Origin of the sequence: Streptomyces milbemycinicus (genome assembly GCF_002154605.1) — a bacterium.
Classification (GTDB): domain Bacteria; phylum Actinomycetota; class Actinomycetes; order Streptomycetales; family Streptomycetaceae; genus Streptomyces; species Streptomyces milbemycinicus.
Genome location: NZ_MUNE01000695.1, coordinates 1 through 16,891 on the forward strand (window position 1 = coordinate 1; position 16,891 = coordinate 16,891).

The 16,891-nt window shown below is 71.5% G+C and carries 16 protein-coding genes and 1 riboswitch; of the genes, 9 read left to right on the forward strand and 7 right to left on the reverse strand.

The features are described from left to right. Together CCN51_RS43110 and CCN51_RS43115 are read left to right on the forward strand one after the other, a co-directional pair. On the forward strand, window positions 1-254 hold a 254-nt coding region (locus tag CCN51_RS43110; protein WP_143676081.1), incomplete at its 5' end, for a diguanylate cyclase domain-containing protein. Between the two features lie 199 nt (window positions 255-453). Next, window positions 454-1,458 (forward strand): CBM35 domain-containing protein, encoded by a 1,005-nt coding sequence (locus CCN51_RS43115; RefSeq protein ID WP_014177546.1) that lies wholly within the window; start codon window positions 454-456, stop codon window positions 1,456-1,458. A gap of 35 nt (window positions 1,459-1,493) precedes the next feature. Here CCN51_RS43115 and CCN51_RS43120 read toward each other — a convergent pair whose 3' ends face one another. The 3 genes from CCN51_RS43120 to CCN51_RS43130 form a co-directional block, all read right to left on the reverse strand. Next, window positions 1,494-2,423 (reverse strand): 1-phosphofructokinase family hexose kinase, encoded by a 930-nt coding sequence (locus CCN51_RS43120; protein ID WP_014177545.1) that lies wholly within the window; start codon window positions 2,421-2,423, stop codon window positions 1,494-1,496. 120 nt (window positions 2,424-2,543) lie between these two features. Beyond that, entirely contained in the window at window positions 2,544-3,782 is a 1,239-nt protein-coding gene (gene nagA / locus CCN51_RS43125; protein ID WP_043487100.1) for an N-acetylglucosamine-6-phosphate deacetylase, read from the reverse strand. Beyond that, a complete protein-coding gene (locus CCN51_RS43130) occupies window positions 3,782-4,720 on the reverse strand; it encodes an ROK family protein (protein WP_014177543.1) in 939 nt (312 codons plus the stop codon). The genes nagA and CCN51_RS43130 overlap by 1 nt, the downstream gene beginning before the upstream one ends. 211 nt (window positions 4,721-4,931) lie before the next feature. Here CCN51_RS43130 and CCN51_RS43135 point away from each other — a divergent pair, with 211 nt between their 5' ends. Genes CCN51_RS43135 through otsB form a run of 3 tightly spaced genes read left to right on the forward strand, consistent with a single transcriptional unit; the run spans window position 4,932 to window position 7,472 of the window. After that, complete coding sequence (locus tag CCN51_RS43135; protein ID WP_043487099.1) at window positions 4,932-6,212, forward strand: extracellular solute-binding protein; 1,281 nt, start codon at window positions 4,932-4,934, stop codon at window positions 6,210-6,212. Between the two features lie 2 nt (window positions 6,213-6,214). Next, entirely contained in the window at window positions 6,215-6,577 is a 363-nt protein-coding gene (locus tag CCN51_RS60360; protein ID WP_405383433.1) for a DUF3263 domain-containing protein, read from the forward strand. A 55-nt stretch (window positions 6,578-6,632) separates the two neighbouring features. Then, window positions 6,633-7,472 carry a trehalose-phosphatase gene (gene otsB, locus CCN51_RS43145; protein WP_014177540.1) on the forward strand — a complete coding sequence of 280 codons (840 nt, stop codon included), beginning with the start codon at window positions 6,633-6,635 and terminating at the stop codon, window positions 7,470-7,472. Window positions 7,473-7,543: 71 nt separating this feature from the next. Here otsB and CCN51_RS43150 read toward each other — a convergent pair whose 3' ends face one another. Together CCN51_RS43150 and CCN51_RS43155 are read right to left on the reverse strand one after the other, a co-directional pair. Next, a complete protein-coding gene (locus CCN51_RS43150; RefSeq protein ID WP_014177539.1) occupies window positions 7,544-9,004 on the reverse strand; it encodes an alpha,alpha-trehalose-phosphate synthase (UDP-forming) in 1,461 nt (486 codons plus the stop codon). A 74-nt stretch (window positions 9,005-9,078) separates the two neighbouring features. Continuing rightward, a complete protein-coding gene (locus CCN51_RS43155) occupies window positions 9,079-10,026 on the reverse strand; it encodes a glucosyl-3-phosphoglycerate synthase (protein ID WP_086860816.1) in 948 nt (315 codons plus the stop codon). A gap of 168 nt (window positions 10,027-10,194) precedes the next feature. Then, a riboswitch (SAM riboswitch) is annotated at window positions 10,195-10,339 on the forward strand. Window positions 10,340-10,356: 17 nt separating this feature from the next. On the opposite strand from CCN51_RS43155, the gene thrC reads away from it, so the two are divergent. The 4 genes from thrC to groL all read left to right on the forward strand — a co-directional run bounded on the left by thrC (window position 10,357) and on the right by groL (window position 14,667). Beyond that, window positions 10,357-11,670, forward strand: a complete 1,314-nt coding sequence (gene thrC, locus CCN51_RS43160) for a threonine synthase (protein WP_014177537.1) — start codon at window positions 10,357-10,359, stop codon at window positions 11,668-11,670. A gap of 102 nt (window positions 11,671-11,772) precedes the next feature. Next, window positions 11,773-12,051, forward strand: coding sequence for a MoaD/ThiS family protein (locus tag CCN51_RS43165; RefSeq protein ID WP_014177536.1), 279 nt, complete (start codon window positions 11,773-11,775; stop codon window positions 12,049-12,051). Between the two features lie 444 nt (window positions 12,052-12,495). Next, on the forward strand, window positions 12,496-12,702 hold the full coding sequence (locus CCN51_RS43170; RefSeq protein ID WP_009716982.1) for a cold-shock protein: 207 nt from the start codon (window positions 12,496-12,498) through the stop codon (window positions 12,700-12,702). A gap of 339 nt (window positions 12,703-13,041) precedes the next feature. Beyond that, complete coding sequence (gene groL / locus CCN51_RS43175; protein WP_014177535.1) at window positions 13,042-14,667, forward strand: chaperonin GroEL; 1,626 nt, start codon at window positions 13,042-13,044, stop codon at window positions 14,665-14,667. 113 nt (window positions 14,668-14,780) lie between these two features. Here groL and murQ read toward each other — a convergent pair whose 3' ends face one another. Both murQ and CCN51_RS43185 read right to left on the reverse strand, forming a co-directional pair. Next, on the reverse strand, window positions 14,781-15,716 hold the full coding sequence (murQ, locus tag CCN51_RS43180; protein WP_014177534.1) for an N-acetylmuramic acid 6-phosphate etherase: 936 nt from the start codon (window positions 15,714-15,716) through the stop codon (window positions 14,781-14,783). A 95-nt stretch (window positions 15,717-15,811) separates the two neighbouring features. Continuing rightward, entirely contained in the window at window positions 15,812-16,888 is a 1,077-nt protein-coding gene (locus CCN51_RS43185; protein WP_245881801.1) for a MurR/RpiR family transcriptional regulator, read from the reverse strand. Between the last annotated feature and the right edge of the window lie 3 nt (window positions 16,889-16,891).

A 16,891-nucleotide genomic window follows, 5' to 3' on the forward strand; every position in this document is an offset into this window, starting at 1 on the left:
GGCTCGGCGGCGACGAGTTCGTGGTCCTCGCGGACGGCCTCGGCCGGGCCGACGCCAAGGACCTGGCCGTCCGGCTGCGCAACGCGATCACCCCGCCGATCCGGGTCGACGGCCGGGCCGTCCGGGTCGGGGGCAGCTTCGGTATCGGCTGGGCCAGTTGTGGGATGACGGCCGAGGAAGTGCTGCAATCGGCTGACCAGCGGATGTATATCGAGAAGCGGTCGCGTGCCAAGGACCGCCGCCGCGCCGGATGAGCGTTCGCGGAATGGCGTCGCCCTCGGCAAGGTAGGCTGCCCCGAATGCGGTACTGCCGCCGAGGGTGAATCGATCATGAATATTGGCCATCCGGACAGTGCATGCCCTGTTGCGGCCTTCCCGGCCCTGATATGAGCTGTCATGGCGCCTCTGCACCTGAGCGCCGTTGGCCATATGTACAGGGGAGTGACGAGAGGGATGACGGCCGGCAACAACGGCTCGGACACGCCGGAGAATGACGACCCGTTCGCCTATCTTTACCGCTCGGACGGCGGACAGGACGGCCAGGCGGGACAGTCGGGCTCCGCCCCCGCGGCCGGCGGCTACGGCTACCCGGGCCCGGCAGGTCCACGCCAGCCAGGGGTCCCCCGCACCTCGTACAACCACGTCCGCGCGGTCGGCGAGCGCAGCTACGGGCAGCAGCAGCAATACCCGCAGCAGACCCAGCCGATCCCGAACCAGCAGACGTACGGCGGTCAGGGTCAGCAGCAGGGCTACGGGCAGCAGAACGCCCACTACGCCGCCCCCGAGAACCTGCCCGGTGGGGGCGGCTCCCGCCGGGCGGCCCCCTCGCGCGGCACCGGCGGCCGTGGCCCCAACAACAAGGGGCTGCTCATCGGCGCGATCGCCGTCGTCGCCGTGGTCGTGGTCGGCATCGGTGTCGCGATGATCACGAACGGCGACGGCAACAAGGACGACAAGGCCGACCCGACCAACTCGCCCACGTCGACCGCGAGTGCCGAGCCCAGCAAGACCGCCGGGGCCTCCAAGGACCCGTCCGAGCTGCCCAGCGAGGATGCCTGGGGCCTGAGCCTGGAGAACGGCGCGGCCCCCGCGACGGACATCCCCGGCGCCAAGGGCGAGGGCGGTAAGTACGTCGGCGGGATGAACGCCCCCGGCGCGTCCGTGACCTGGAACGTGGACGTCGCCAAGGCGGGCCCGTACCGGGTGTACGCGCGGTACAGCGTGCCCGCCGAGAACCAGTCGCTCTCGCTCACCGTCAACGGGGAGCGGTCGACCCGGCCGATGAATATGGAGGCCTTCGTCCCTGCGAAGAAGGGCGACTGGGAGAAGAGCTGGACGAGCACGTGGTCCCTGGTCAACCTCAACGAGGGCGCCAACACCGTCAAGGTGTCCTGCGAGGCCGGCGACAAGTGCGAGGTCATCCTCGACCAGCTGTGGCTGACCGGTAAGAACGGCTGACGGCGCCGCCATCCGGCGCGGGGCCCGGAGGCCGCTCAGGCCGCCGGGCTCTCGGTGACCTCGACCCGGCCCAGCAGCTCCTCGTAGGTGACGCGGTCGAACTCGCCCGCCACCGGGGCCCGTACGGCCGCCGCCGACAGGGCCACCGCGCGCGCCAGCCGATCCGGCCATGGGACGCCCTCGACCAGGCCGGACAGCAGCCCGGCCACCGCGGAGTCGCCCGCCCCCGTCGGATTGCCCACGAGGCGGTGCGGCGGGGCGGCCCGCCAGGTGCCCTCGGGGGTGACCGCGAGCATGCCGTCCGCGCCGAGCGAGGCGGCCACCGCGCGCGCCCCGCGCCGCCGGGCGTCGCGCGCGGCGCGCAGCGGCTCGGTGGAGCCGGTGAGCCCGGCGAGTTCGTCGGCGTTGGGCTTGACGATGTCGGGGCGGGCGGCGATGCCGCGGCGCAGCGGTTCGCCGCTGGTGTCCAGCAGCGTGGGCACGCCCGCCACGCGCGCCTCCCGGATGAGCCGCGCGTACGTCCCCACGGGGACGCCGGGCGGCAGGCTGCCGCACAGCGCGACCGCGGACGCCTCGCGCAGCAGCTCGGCGTACGAGCCCAGGAACGCGGACCACTCGGGTGTGGTGACGATCGGGCCGGGCTCGTTGAGCTGGGTGGAGTCGCCCGAGTCGGCGTCGACGACGCCGACGGTGCGCCGGGTCGTACCGGCGATCGGCACCAGGGCGTCCGTCACCCCGCCGCCGAGTTCGGCGAGCCGTTCCCGCAGGACCGTCCCGGTCACGCCCCCGGCGAAGCCCGTGACGACGGTGCGGTGGCCGAGGGCGGCCAGCACCCGGGCGACGTTGAGGCCCTTGCCGCCGGGCCGCTCGGTGACCTCGGTGACGCGGTGGGTGGTGTGGGCGCGCAGGCGCGGCACCTGGTAGGTGATGTCCAGGGCGGTGTTGAGCGTGACCGTCAGGATCACCCTGGCATCCCCTTCTTCACGGTTCTTCCCGCGTGTGTGCGGCTGTGAAGGATCATGCCAAAACGGCGGCGGCGGGCCCAGACCCCCGCCGGGGCCGGCCCGCCCAACCGAGGTGTCGAATCAGCCCACTTCGGGATCGATCACCCACTCGCCCCGGCGCATCACGCCCACCAGCCCGAAGTCCTCGCCCAGCACGACCAGATCGGCGTCCTTGCCGGCCTCCAGCGAGCCCACCCGGGTATCGAGGCCCAGGACCTTCGCGGGGGTGGCGGACAGCGCCCGTACGGCCTCGGGCACGCTCAGCCCGTCCAGGGTCACGGCCCGGGCGAAGGCGCGGTCGAGGGTCAGGGTCGAGCCCGCGATCGAACCGGCCGTCGGGCCGCTGCTGATCCGCGCGACCCCGTCGGTGACCTCGACCTCCATCGGGCCCAGCGGATAGACCCCGTCGCTCATACCGGCCGCGCCCATCGCGTCCGTGATGAAGGCGACCCGGTCGGCGCCCGCGCGGCGGAAGGCCAGGCGCAGCGCGGCGGGGTGCAGATGGGTGCCGTCGTTGATCAGCTCGATGGTGACCCGCTCGTCCTCCAGCAGGGCGGCCACCGGCCCCGGCTCGCGGTGCAGCAGCGGCGGCATCGCGTTGAACAGGTGCGTCGCCACCGTCGCGCCCGCCTCGACGGCCTCGAGCGCCGCCTCGTACGCCGCGTCGGTGTGGCCGACGGCCGCGATGACGCCGCTGTCGGCCAGCAGCCGTACGGAGTCCAGGCCGCCGGGCAGTTCGGGCGCCAGCGTCATCATCTTCGCGGTGCCGCGCGCGGCGTCGACGAGCTTGCGCACATCCGCGGGGTCCGGGTGGCGCAGCAGGGACGGCTGGTGGGCGCCGCAGCGGTGCGGGGAGATGAAAGGGCCCTCGAAGTGGACGCCGGCCAGCTCGCCCTGTTGGACCAGTTCGGAGAGGGCCGCGGCCTGCCGGGCGAGATCGTCCAGGTCGCCGGTGACGGTGGAGGCGAGCAGGGTGGTGGTGCCGTGGCGGCGGTGCGTATGGGCGACGGTGAGGGCTTCCTCGGGGGTGCCGGCCGAGAAGGACGCGCCCCCGCCGCCGTGCACATGCATATCGACGAAGCCGGGGACGATCCAGTGGCCGGTCAGATCGAGCGCGGTCTCGGCGCCGTTGTCCCCCTGCGCGCCGCCGGTCGCCATCCTGCCGGTCGTCCCGCCGCCGGTCGCCGTCCCGCCCGCGCCCGCCTCGACGATGTGCCGGCCCTCGACCGTCACCCGCCCGTCCTCGACCACGCCGGTCGGCAGCACCACCCGGGCGCCCGTGAGAACCGTTCGAGCCGTTGGAGCCGTTCGTCCGACCATCAGGCGCTTACCTCCATGGAGAGTAGATCCCAGGCGAGCAGGCCCGCGCCCAGGCATCCGGCGGTGTCCCCGAGGGCCGCCGGGACGATAGAGGGCAGCTTCTGGAACGTGATCCGCTCCTCGACCGCCGTGCGCAGCGGCGCGAACAGGGTCTCCCCGGCCTCGGCCAGACCCCCGCCGACGATCAGCACCCCGGGGTCCAGCAGGGTGACCCCGGTGACCAGGCCGTCGGCGAGCGCGCCCACGGCCTCCTGCCACACCGCCACCGCCCGCGGATCGCCGGACTCGACGGCCTTGGCGCAGTCCGCGGCGTCGACCTTCATGGGGTCATCACCGCTCGCCCGCGCCCAGGCGCGGCCCACCGCGGAGGCGGAGGCGAGCGTCTCCAGACAGCCGAACTGCCCGCAGCCGCACGCCGGGCCGCCCGGCCGTACGACGATGTGGCCGATCTCGCCCGAGGAGCCGTTGGCCCCGGGGTCGACGCGTCCGTGGATGCCGATGGCACCGGCGATGCCGGTGCCCACCGATACGAACAGGAAGCGGTCGGCCCCTTCGCCGGCTCCTATCCGTCCCTCGGCCAGCCCGCCCATGCGTACGTCGTGGGCCAGCGCGACCGGCGTCCCGCCGAGCCGTTCGGCCAGCAGGGCGCGCAGCGGCACATCGCGCCAGCCGAGGTTGGCGGCGAAGACGGCGATGCCGCGGTCCTCGTCGAGGACCCCGGGCACGCCGACCCCGGCCGCGGCGGCGGGGGTGCCGTAGCGCTGCTCACCGATGGCGCGCAGCTCGGCGGCGAAGTCGAGGATCGTGGCGACGACGGCTTCCGGTCCGCGCTCGCGGCCCGTGGGCCGTCTGTCCTCATGGAGGAGCGCGCCGTCCGCCCCCACGAGGGCGGCCTTCATGCCGGTGCCGCCCACATCGAGGGCGATGACGTGTTTCACGGGGACAGTCTCGCGCGATCGACCATGAGAGGTCTAGTCCACTCGCCGTCAGGGCGGTCGACTACGCTCCGATTATTCGCGTAAAGGTGAAGTTCGATACCGAAGCGATATCCGTATGGTGTAGACCCTGTGGAGGTATGCGGGGCAGACTCGCTCGACCCTTCTGGGACCAGCCAGGAGGACAGTCAATCCACGAGGGTGGGGAAGAGCAGTGCAGCGTCGGCGGTTCTTGGGTCTGACGGCGGCGGGGGCCGCGACGGCGGCGATAGCGCCCGCGCTGACGGCGTGTGGAAACGAAAGCCCGGGCTCGGGCCAGGTCACCCTGAAGGTGGTGGCGGCCGACTACGGCGACAGCTCGGCCAACAGTTCCCAGAAGTACTGGGACAGGCTGGCCAGGCAGTTCGAGGCCGAGCACGACAACATCAAGGTCGACGTCACGATCCTCAGCTGGACCGAGATCGACAAGAAGGTCGCCGACATGGTCAAGCGCGGCGAGGCCCCGGACATCGCGCAGATCGGCGCGTACGCCGACTTCGCCGCCGCGGGCAAGCTCTACCGCGCCGACCAGATGCTCTCCATCCCCACCCAGGCCGGGTTCATCGAGTCGATCGCGCGGGCGGGCGAGGTCAAGCGGGTGCAGTACGGACTGCCCTTCGTCTCCAGCGCCCGGCTGTTCTTCTACAACCAGAAGCTGTTCGACGAGGCCGGAGTCACCTCGGTCCCGGAGACCTGGGCCGAGCTCAAGGCCGCCGCCGTCAAGCTCAAGGGGATCGGCGTGAAGATCCCCTACGGGCTGCCGCTCGGCCCCGAGGAGTCGCAGGGCGAGGCCCTGATGTGGATGCTCGGCGGCGGTGGCGGCTACGCCGACGCCAACGGCAGCTACACCATCGACTCGACCGCGAACATCAAGACCATGGAGTGGGTGCGCGACGAGCTGGTCGGCGAGGGCCTTACCGGCCCCGACGCCCCGGGCCGCACCAACCGCCAGGACATCTTCGACGCCTTCACGCGCGGCGAGGTCGGCATGCTCAACGGCCACCCGACCCTGATGCAGCAGGCGGACGGCCACGGCATCAAGTACGGCACCGCGCCACTGCCCGGCCGCGACGGGAAGTCCAGGGCAACCATGGGCGTCGCCGACTGGATCATGGCCTTCAAGCAGAACGACAACCGCCGGCAGGCCGGGCTGTTCCTGGACCTCCTCTACAGCGAGCAGAACGTGCTCGACTTCACCAGCCAGTACGACCTGCTGCCGGTGACCACCAAGGCGTCCAGCACGATGCGCGGGGACCGCAAGTACAAGCGGCTGTGGAAGTTCCTCGACGAGCTGGGGACGGCGGAGTTCTACCCGGTGGACAAGACGTCCTGGGCGACGGTCCAGTCGGACCTGAAGAAGAAGCTCGGTTCGGTCGTCTCCAAGGGCGGCGACCCGGCGGGTGTGCTCAGCGAGATCCAGCGCCAGGCCGACGCGCTGGAGACCACGGCGGGCTAGTGATGCACGGCGAGCACGGCGAGCACGATCAGCAAGGCCGGCCCCGGGACGGGCGTACGGAGGAACACACGGAGGAACACACGGCCGGTCCCGGCGACGCGGCCGGGGCGCCCGGTGAGGCGGCCGCGCCCGGCGACGCGGCCGGGCTGTCCGAGCGGGACCGGGCCGTGCTCGCCGTGGAGCGGCGCGGCTGGCCGGGGCCCGGCGCCAAGGAGCGCGCGATACGCGAACAGCTCGGCATCTCGCCGACCCGCTACTACCAGCTCCTCAACGCCCTCCTGGACGACCCCCGCGCCCTCGCCCACGACCCGGTGACCGTCAACCGGCTGCGCCGCGTGCGCGCTGCGCGGCGCGAACGCCGCTGACGCGGACCGCCCGACAACCCCACCCCGGTCACCCCACGGCGATAGGGTCGGCCGCATGGGCAGCCACCTTCCCGCACCCACGACAGCGGCCGGCCGTGACGGCCTCGCGGCGATACTCCAGCGGCCCGGGGAGGCCGTCGCCGCCTTCGACTTCGACGGCACCCTCGCCGATATCGTCCCCGACCCCGACCAGGCGCGCGCCCACCCCGGCGCCGCGCCCGCGCTCTCCCGGCTCGCCCCGGGGCTGCGCTCCGTCGCGGTGATCACCGGCCGTCCGGCCGCCCTCGCCGTGGAGTACGGCGGCTTCGCCGAGACCGACGGCCTCGACCATCTGGTGGTCCTCGGCCACTACGGCGCCGAGCGCTGGGACGCCGCCGACCGCGAGATCACCGCCCCGCCCCCGCACCCGGGCGTCGCGGCGGCGCAGGCCGAACTCCCGGACGTAACTGCCGCGGTCGGCGGCGCGGACGGCGCCACCGTGGAGGAGAAGGGGCGCGCCGTCGCCGTCCACACCCGCCGCGCCGCCGACCCGCAGGGCGCCTTCGAGGCGCTGCGCGAACCGCTGCGCCGGCTCGCCGAGCGGCACGGGCTGATCGTCGAACCCGGCCGCCTGGTGCTCGAACTGCGCCCGCCGGGCATGGACAAGGGCGTCGCCCTCACCGAGTACGTACGGGAGACCGGGGCCACGGCGGTGCTGTACGCGGGCGACGACCTGGGGGACCTGGCCGCGTTCGCGGCGGTGGAACGGCTCAGGTCGCAGGGGGTGCCCGGGGTGCTGGTGTGCAGCGGCAGCACCGAGGTCACCGAGCTGGCCCAGCGTGCCGACCTGGTGGTCGACGGCCCCGCGGGGGTCGTGGACCTGCTGACGGCCCTGGCCCAGGCGATCGGGCGCTGAGGAGCCCTGCGTGAGCCGCGGGCGGCAGACCTCACCGAACCCCGGCGGCAGACCTCACCGAACCCCGGGCGTCAGGCCTCCGTCAGCTCCCGCAGCTGTGCGAGGAACCACTGCGCCGGCGGCAGCGCGGTCGCCGCGGCCGCCAGCCGCTTCGTACGCTCCGCCCGCTCGCCGTCCCCCATCGACAGCGCCTCGTGCAGCGCCCGCGCCGTCGCCTCGATGTCGTACGGGTTGACCACCAGCGCGGCCTCGCCCAGCTCCGCGTACGCCCCGGCCTCCCGTGACAGCACCAGCGCGCAGCCCCGCTCGGAGACCACCGGCACCTCCTTGGCGACCAGGTTCATCCCGTCCCGGATCGGGTTGACCAGGGCCACGTCCGCCAGCCGGTAGGCGGCCAGCGACCGCGCGAAGTCGTCTTTCACGTGGAGGGCGACCGGCTGCCAGCCCTCCGTGCCGTACTCGGCGTTGATACTGTCGGCGACCCGCCGCACCTGCTCGGTGTAGTCGCGGTAGACGGCCAGGTCCTGGCGGGAGGGGTAGGCGAACGCGATGTGCACCACGCGCTCCCGCCATTCGGGGTGGGTCTCCAGCAGCCGCCGGTAGGCCAGCAGCCCGCGGACGATGTTCTTGGACAGCTCGGTGCGGTCCACCCGGACGACGGTTCTGCGCCCGGGGCCGATCTGCGTGCGCAGGGCCGTCAGCCGCTCGTCGACGTCCGCGGCCCGCGACCGCTGGAGCAGGAAGTCCGCGTCCGCGCCGAGGCCGTGCACGCCCAGCCGGGTCTCGCGCCCGTCGAAGCGCACGGACAGCCGCGCACCGTCCCGCACCACCTCCGCGCCGAGCACGGCCGCGGCGCAGTCGGCGAAGGCCAGCGCCCAGCGCTCGGTGAGGAACGCGGCGCGGTCACCGCCGAGGATGCCGCGCAGCACGTCCGCCGCCACGTCGTCCGGCAGCAGCCGGTAGTAGTCCGGGGGCGCCCAGGGGGTGTGCGAGAAGTGGCCGATCCGCAGGTCCGGCCGCCGCTCGCGGAGCAGGGCGGGCACCAGCGCCAGGTGGTAGTCCTGGATCAGCACGGCGGCGCCGTCGGCGGCTTCCTGGGCGAGGGCGTCCGCGAAGGCCGCGTTGTACGCCTCGTAGGCGCCCCACTGGGCGCGGAACTCCGGGCCGAAGACCGGTTCGAGCGGCGTCTGGTAGAGCAGGTGGTGGATGAACCACAGCACCGAGTTCGCGATGCCGTTGTACGCGGCGTCGAAGATCTCCGGCGCGATGTCGAGCATCCGCACCAGCTGCCCGCCGGTGTCGCCCGGGTCCAGATGCCCGGCCCCGGCCCGCCTGGCCGCCTCGCGGTCGCCGTCGCCCAGCGCCGCGCAGACCCATACGGCCCCGGCGTCCGGCCCTATGGCGCTGAGACCGGAGACCAGCCCGCCGCCGCCGCGCTTGGCGTCGAGCGAACCGTCCTCCCGCAGGGTGTAGGAGACCGGGCCGCGGTTGGACGCGACGAGGACCTGTGCAGCACTGTGCTCAGCGGCCATGTCGCGTACCTAGCCACCTCATGCGTCGCGCAAACGTGCGTGCGGTTTCTTGCCCCGGTCGGGGCAGGCGGGCGTCACGCCGCCCGCCGCTCCACATACTCCGGGATCTCGATCATCGGCGGCCGCTCCTCCGTGTCCACATCGCTGGTCCGCGCCACAAAACCGGCCTCGCTCCGGTCGAACTGGGTCAGCCGCGGCCGCACCAGATGCCCGCGGGCCAGCCGCAGCTGGGCCGTGCGGTAGATCGTGGCCGCCATCCGGCCGAGCGCCTGCGGGTCCTGGTGGCGGTGTTTGCGCACGCCGAGGTCCACCTGGGCGAGCGCGTCGAGCCCGACCGTGTGCAGCGAGTCGATGAGAATGGCCAGCTCCACCCCGTACCCGACGGGGAACGGCAGCCGCTCCAGCAGCGAGCGGCGCGCCGCGTACTCACCGCCGAGCGGCTGCACGAACCCGGCCAGTTGCGGCCAGTGCAGATTGAGCAGCGGCCGGGCGACCAGCTCGGTGACCCGTCCGCCCTGGCCTGCGGCGCCACCGAGCGGCCGGTCGTACATCCCCTTGACCAGCTGTACGTCAGGGTCGGTCAGCAGTGGGCCGACGATCCCGGAGACGAAGCGGGCGTCGAATTCGCGCAGGTCGGCGTCTATGAAGCAGATGATGTCGCCGCTGGTCGCCAGCAGTGAGCGCCACAGCACCTCGCCCTTGCCGGGCAGCGTCGGCAGCTCGGGCAGCAGGGAGTCCCGGTGCACGACCCTCGCCCCGGCCGCCGCGGCGACCTCGGCGGTGCGGTCGGTGGACCCGGAGTCCACCACCACCAGCTCGTCGACCAGGGGCGCGGCCTCACCCATCAGCTCGCGGCGGATGGCCGCGGCGATCTCGCCGACCGTCGCCTCCTCGTTGAGGGCGGGCAGGACGACGCTCACGGTCCGGCCCGTGGCGCGCTTGGCGGCGAGCAGGCGCGTCAGCGGACGGTCGTCAGCGGACCAGGACCGCTCCTTCAGCCAGCGCTCCACCTCTTCCAGCACGGCCATGCCTCCCTGTTGTGCTTCGCGCGCGTCAGCTGTGATCCATCTCGCGCTTCGGACGACTATCTCAACCATCAGGGCCTTCGGTTACAGTCTTGAACAGCGCACGTGACCGCTGTATGTCGGGGGTCCCGTGCGATAAACACGCCGGCTCGGCCGGCGTCATACCGCTCATCCAGAGGGGCAGAGGGAACGGCCCGTTGAAGCCCCGGCAACCCTCCAGCCAGTCCTGATTCGTCACGCGAAGCGGGGCCCGGCTAGGGAAGGTGCCAATTCCGGCTCGCGGCGAGATGCGCCGTGAGGAAGATGAGGAGAAAGGGCCTCGCCTCCATGGCTGTGCAAGCTGTCGAAAGCTCTACCGCTTCTGAGGGTTCCACTGGTTCCGCCGGTTCCTCCGTCTCGCTCGGCCCCGCCGTCGCCCTGTCCTGTCGCGAGTGCGGGGAGCGTTTCCCCCTCGGCCCCATTTTCGCCTGTGCGGAGTGTTTCGGACCGCTCGAAGTCGCGTACGACCTGCCGACCGGCGACCCTGAGGGGCTGCGCAAGCGGATCGAGGCCGGGCCGAACAACATCTGGCGTTACGCCCCGCTGCTGCCCGTCCCGGCGGACGTGGCCGACAAGCCGAACATCAACCCCGGCTTCACCAAGCTGGTGAAGGCCGACAACCTGGCCCGCGAGCTGGGGGTGACCGGCGAGCTGTACATCAAGGACGACTCCGGGAACCCGACGCACTCCTTCAAGGACCGCGTGGTCGCCCAGGCCGTCGAGGCCGCCCGCGCCTTCGGCTTCACCACCCTCTCCTGCTCCTCCACCGGCAACCTCGCGGGCGCGGTCGGCGCCGCGGCCGCCCGCGCGGGCCTGCGCTCCTGCACCTTCATCCCGCACGACCTGGAGCAGGGCAAGGTCGTCATGGCCGCCATCTACGGCGGCGACCTGGTCGCCATCGAGGGCACGTACGACGACGTCAACCGCTTCTGCAGCGAGCTGATCGGCGACCCGGCGGGCGAGGGCTGGGGCTTTGTCAACGTCAACCTCCGCCCGTACTACGCGGAGGGGTCCAAGACCCTCGCGTACGAGATCTGCGAACAGCTCGGCTGGCGGCTGCCGGACCAGCTGGTCATCCCGATCGCGTCCGGCTCGCAGCTCACAAAGATCGACAAGGGGCTGAAGGAGCTCATCGCGCTCGGCCTGGTCGAGGACAAGCCGTACAAGATCTTCGGCGCCCAGGCCGAGGGCTGCTCCCCGGTCTCCACCGCCTTCAAGGCCGGCCATGACGTGGTGCGGCCGCAGAAGCCGAACACCATCGCCAAGTCGCTGGCCATCGGCAACCCGGCGGACGGGCCGTATGTGCTGGACATCGCGCGCCGTACGGGCGGGGCGGTGGAGGACGTGAACGACGAGCAGGTCGTCGACGCGATCAAGCTGCTGGCCCGTACGGAGGGGATCTTCGCGGAGACCGCGGGCGGGGTGACCCTGGGCGTGGCGAAGAAGCTGCTCGAGAACGGGGTGCTGGACCCCGCCCTCACCACCGTCGTGCTCAATACCGGAGACGGCCTCAAGACGCTTGACGCGGTCGCCCCGACGACTGGGCCCACGGTGGTGATCCGCCCGAGTCTCGACGCGTTCCGCGAGGCTGGTCTGGGCTGAATCGGCTCGGCTCACACCAGCGGCTCATACCAGCTGGCTTGAATTCGCCCCTCGAATTCGCCCTCGCTTCCCACGGCACTTCCCATAGAAGGTGAAACCCTCATGAGCGTCAATGTCCGGATCCCCACCATCCTGCGCACCTACACCGGCGGGCAGGCCGAGGTCAGCGCCGAGGGGACGACCCTTGCCGAGGTCCTGACGGACCTGGACCGCAACCACCAGGGCATCGCGGCCCGCGTTCTGGACGACACCGGCAAGCTGCGCCGTTTCGTGAATGTCTACGTCAATGATGACGATGTGCGCTTCGCGGAAGGCCTGGAGACGGCGACTCCGGACGGCGCCGGTGTCTCGATCATTCCGGCGGTGGCGGGCGGCTGCTGAGCCGGTCGACCCCGCTGTGACCCCGGCTTAAACGGAATCTGTGACCCCGGGTTAAACGGAATCGCCTCGTCCTGATAGAAACGGACGGGGCGATTCCGTGTCTTGAATCGCGATACAGTTGAAGGGATCCCCCTAGTGTCGGCGCCGCGTCGGCCGCATATGAGAACTCGTCAACTTGTGCATGAAGTGTGCGCGTGAATTGCCGGGTTAATCCCTTATGTCCGACCCGGCTTGCCCTGAATTCGCGGGAATTTGCCACTTATTACCGTTCGACCGTCGCCAGAATTCTCGTCCGATTGACCTGTTGCACAGGGCAGTTGGACAGATACATTCAGCGGCGGTCGACGCGTTCCGGCGCACACCCCCCTCGACTCGGGGGGTGAGGTCTGACCCGGGTCCGCGGAGTGCGGTCCTGCGCAAGGGCCAGCAATAGGGGAGTTAGGAATGGCTCAGGGCACCGTCAAGTGGTTCAACGCGGAGAAGGGGTACGGCTTCATCGCGGTCGACGGTGGTGCGGACGTGTTCGTCCACTACAGCGCGATCCAGATGGACGGCTACCGCACCCTCGAGGAAGGCCAGCGGGTCGAGTTCGAGATCTCGCAGGGTCAGAAGGGGCCGCAGGCGGACATGGTCCGCGTGGCTGTTGGCTGAAGCGCGCCGACGCGAGGCAGCTGACTGGACTGTTTAAAGGGCCCGTACCCCCAGGGGTAGCGGGCCCTTTGACGTGACCGCAGACGATCACCATGACCGGCTCATCCCACCGCTGTGACCAGCAAGTTCTTTCTGGTAGCCCGTTGGGCGCTTGCACTCGATGGGGTCGAGTGCTAATCATTGGCGTTAGCACTCTGAGCATGAGAGTGACAGAAGGATCGGGTCGGTGAGGTCCGTCGGGCCATGCGGGGCAAGGAACCGCAGGGCAGACAGGCCGTCCGTCGCGGGCGCCAGGCGCGGTCCGGAGCAATCCACCCCGTCTTGGGAGGACCACTTCACATGGCCAAGATCATCGCGTTCGACGAGGAGGCGCGGCGCGGCCTCGAGCGCGGGATGAACCAGCTCGCCGACGCCGTCAAGGTCACCCTCGGCCCCAAGGGCCGCAACGTCGTCCTCGAGAAGAAGTGGGGCGCCCCCACGATCACCAACGATGGTGTGTCCATCGCCAAGGAGATCGAGCTCGAGGACCCGTACGAGAAGATCGGCGCCGAGCTGGTCAAGGAGGTCGCGAAGAAGACGGACGACGTCGCCGGTGACGGCACGACGACCGCGACCGTCCTCGCCCAGGCGCTGGTCAAGGAGGGCCTGCGGAACGTTGCCGCGGGCGCCAACCCGATGGCCCTCAAGCGCGGCATCGAGAAGGCCGTCGAGGCCGTCTCCGCCCAGCTGCTCGAGCAGGCCAAGGACGTGGAGACCAAGGAGCAGATCGCCTCCACCGCCTCCATCTCCGCCGCCGACACCCAGATCGGCGAGCTCATCGCCGAGGCGATGGACAAGGTCGGCAAGGAAGGCGTCATCACCGTCGAGGAGTCGCAGACCTTCGGGCTCGAGCTCGAGCTCACCGAGGGCATGCGCTTCGACAAGGGCTACATCTCCCCGTACTTCGCCACCGACATGGAGCGTATGGAGGCGTCGCTCGACGACCCGTACATCCTGATCGTCAACTCGAAGATCACCAGCGTGAAGGACCTCCTCCCGCTGCTGGAGAAGGTCATGCAGTCGGGCAAGCCGCTGCTGATCATCGCCGAGGACATCGAGGGCGAGGCCCTGGCGACCCTGGTCGTCAACAAGATCCGTGGCACCTTCAAGTCCGTCGCCGTCAAGGCCCCGGGCTTCGGTGACCGCCGCAAGGCCATGCTCGGCGACATCGCCATCCTCACCGGTGGCACCGTCATCTCCGAGGAGGTCGGCCTCAAGCTGGAGAACGCGGGCGTCGACCTGCTCGGCCGTGCCCGCAAGGTGACCGTCACCAAGGACGAGACCACCATCGTGGACGGCGCCGGCGACACGGACCAGGTGCAGGGCCGCGTCAACCAGATCCGCGCCGAGATCGAGTCCTCGGACTCGGACTACGACCGCGAGAAGCTGCAGGAGCGCCTGGCGAAGCTGGCCGGCGGCGTGGCCGTCATCAAGGCCGGTGCCGCCACCGAGGTCGAGCTCAAGGAGCGCAAGCACCGCATCGAGGACGCGGTGCGCAACGCCAAGGCCGCCGTCGAGGAGGGCATCGTCGCCGGTGGTGGCGTGGCCCTGCTGCAGACCGTCTCGGTCTTCGACAAGCTGGAGCTGGACGGCGACGAGGCCACCGGCGCCCAGGCCGTGCGCCTGGCGCTCGAGGCCCCGCTCAAGCAGATCGCGGTCAACGCCGGCCTCGAGGGCGGCGTCGTGGTGGAGAAGGTGCGCAACCTGACCCCGGGCCACGGCCTGAACGCCGCGACCGGCGAGTACGTCGACCTGATCGCCGAGGGCATCATCGACCCGGCCAAGGTCACGCGCTCCGCGCTGCAGAACGCCGCGTCGATCGCCGCGCTGTTCCTGACCACCGAGGCCGTCATCGCCGACAAGCCGGAGAAGGCCGCCGCGGCGGGCGCTCCGGGCGGCATGCCGGGCGGTGACATGGACTTCTGATCGGCTTCTTGAGCCGATTGGCTGTCCGCCCGGAACATCGGGTACGTCGGGGCGGCACCCTCTCCCAGGGTGCCGCCCCGACGGCGTTTCACCGCACGTTGCGCCCGGGGTTTTTACGCCTGCGCGGCCTCCAGAGCAGCGCGCAGATGGCCGTCCGACTCGGTCAGCAGCCGGGCGGCGGTCGGGGCGTCCACTCCGCCGAGGATGGCCAGGATGGCGTGCTTCGTCTCGCCGTCGCCGGCGGCCAGCGCGGCCTCGATCTGCGGGTCGGGGGCGCCGGTGGCCAGGGAGACGATACGGCGCGAGCGCGCGCGCAGCTTCTCGTTCGAGGCGCGCACATCGACCATCAGATTTCCGTAGGTCTTGCCCAGCCGGATCATGGTGATGGTCGAGACCATGTTGAGCACGAGCTTCTGGGCCGTGCCCGCCTTCAGCCGGGTGGAGCCGGTCAGCAGCTCCGGCCCGACCACGACCTCGATCCCGTGCTCGGCCGCCGCCGCGAGCGCCGAGCCCGCGTTGCAGGACAGCCCGACGGTGAGCGCCCCGAGCCGGCGGGCGTGCTCGACCGCGCCGACCGCATACGGAGTGCGGCCGGAGGCCGAGATACCGACGACCGTGTCGTCGGCGCCGACGCCCAGCGCGTCGAGGTCGGCGGCGGCCAGCTCCTTGCTGTCCTCGGCGCCTTCCGCGGAGGTCACCATGGCGGCGGGCCCGCCCGCGATCAGCCCCACGACCTGGTCCGGGTCGGTGTTGAAGGTGGGCGGGCACTCGCTGGCGTCGAGCACACCGAGCCGCCCGGCGGTGCCCGCGCCCACGTAGATCAGCCGGCCGCCGCGGGCCATGCGCTCGGCGATGCCGTCGATCGCGGCGGCGATCCGCGGAAGCTGGGTGGCGACGGCCGCGGGCACGGCCGCGTCCTCGCCGTTCATGATGCGGGCGATCTCGATGGTCTCCAGCCGGTCGATCTCGGCGAGCTCGGGGCGGAACTCCTCGGTGGTGAGCGTGTCCAGCTGGGCGCGCAGCTGTTCCTGTTCAGCGGCGGAAGTCATGACGAAACGGCTCTTTCCGGTACGGGGTGGTGACGGGGTCCCGCCGAAACGGGGCCCCGCCGATACGGGGGTGTCCCGACTCGGTCAGCGCTCGGTCAGCGGGGGCCGGGCCGGGGGTCATGCCGGTGGGCGAGCGCTTCGTACGAGGCCGCCAGCGCGGGCGCGGCCGCCTCGTACGTACGCTGCGCCACACCTATGAAGAGGCAATCCACGACGAGAAGTTGACTCGTGCGGCTGGACATCGCGGCCGGGCGCAGCTCGCTCTCGCGGGCGGTGGACGTGGTGAGCACGAAATCCGCGTACTGCGCGACCTCACCGTCGGGGCGGCCGGTGATCGCGACGGTGGTGGCGCCGTGCTCGAAGGCGACGCGCAGGGGCTCGATGACGTCGGTGGTACGCCCCGAATGGGTGATCGCGAGCGCGACATCGCCGGAGTGCAGCTGCACGGCGTTGGTGACCGCGAGGTGCGGATCGGCATGGGCATGCGCTATCAGCCCGATGCGCAGCAGCTTCTGGACCAGGTCCTGGCCGACCAGGCTGGAGGCGCCGACGCCGTAGACATCGATCCGGCGGGCGGTGGAGAGGGCGGCGACGGCCGCTTCGAGCTGGCTGGTGTCCAGGCCGGCGGCGGTGTCGGCCAGGCACTGCTGCTCTTCCTGGGCGAGCTTGGTGACGACGTCGGCGATGGGGTCGTCCACGGCGATATCCGCCGTGACGGCCGGGGCGCGGCCGGCCGCCTGCTGCGCGGCGAGCGCGGCGAGCGCGAGGCGCAGATCGCGGTAGCCGGGGTAGCCCAGCAGACGCGAGGTGCGGACGACGGTGGCCTCGCTGGTGCCGGTGCGCTCGGCGAGCCCGGTGACGGTGAGCGCGGCGCAGCCGGCCGGATCCCCCGCCACTGCCTCGGCGACGCGCTGCATCGAGCGGGTCATGGAGGGCGCGAGGGTGCGGACCTTGGCCGCGAGGGCGGCGGGGTCGGGGGTGCGCACCGCGACATCGGCGCGGGTGCCGCGCGCCGCGAACTCGGCGACGGTCTCGTCCGCGATCAGCTCGCCCCGGCCGATGACGACGAGGCGGTCCGCGGTGTTCTCCATCTCGCTCATCAGATGGCTGGAGACGAGCACCGTACGCCCCTCGGCGGCCAGCCGCCGGAACAGACCGCGCACCCACCGCACCCC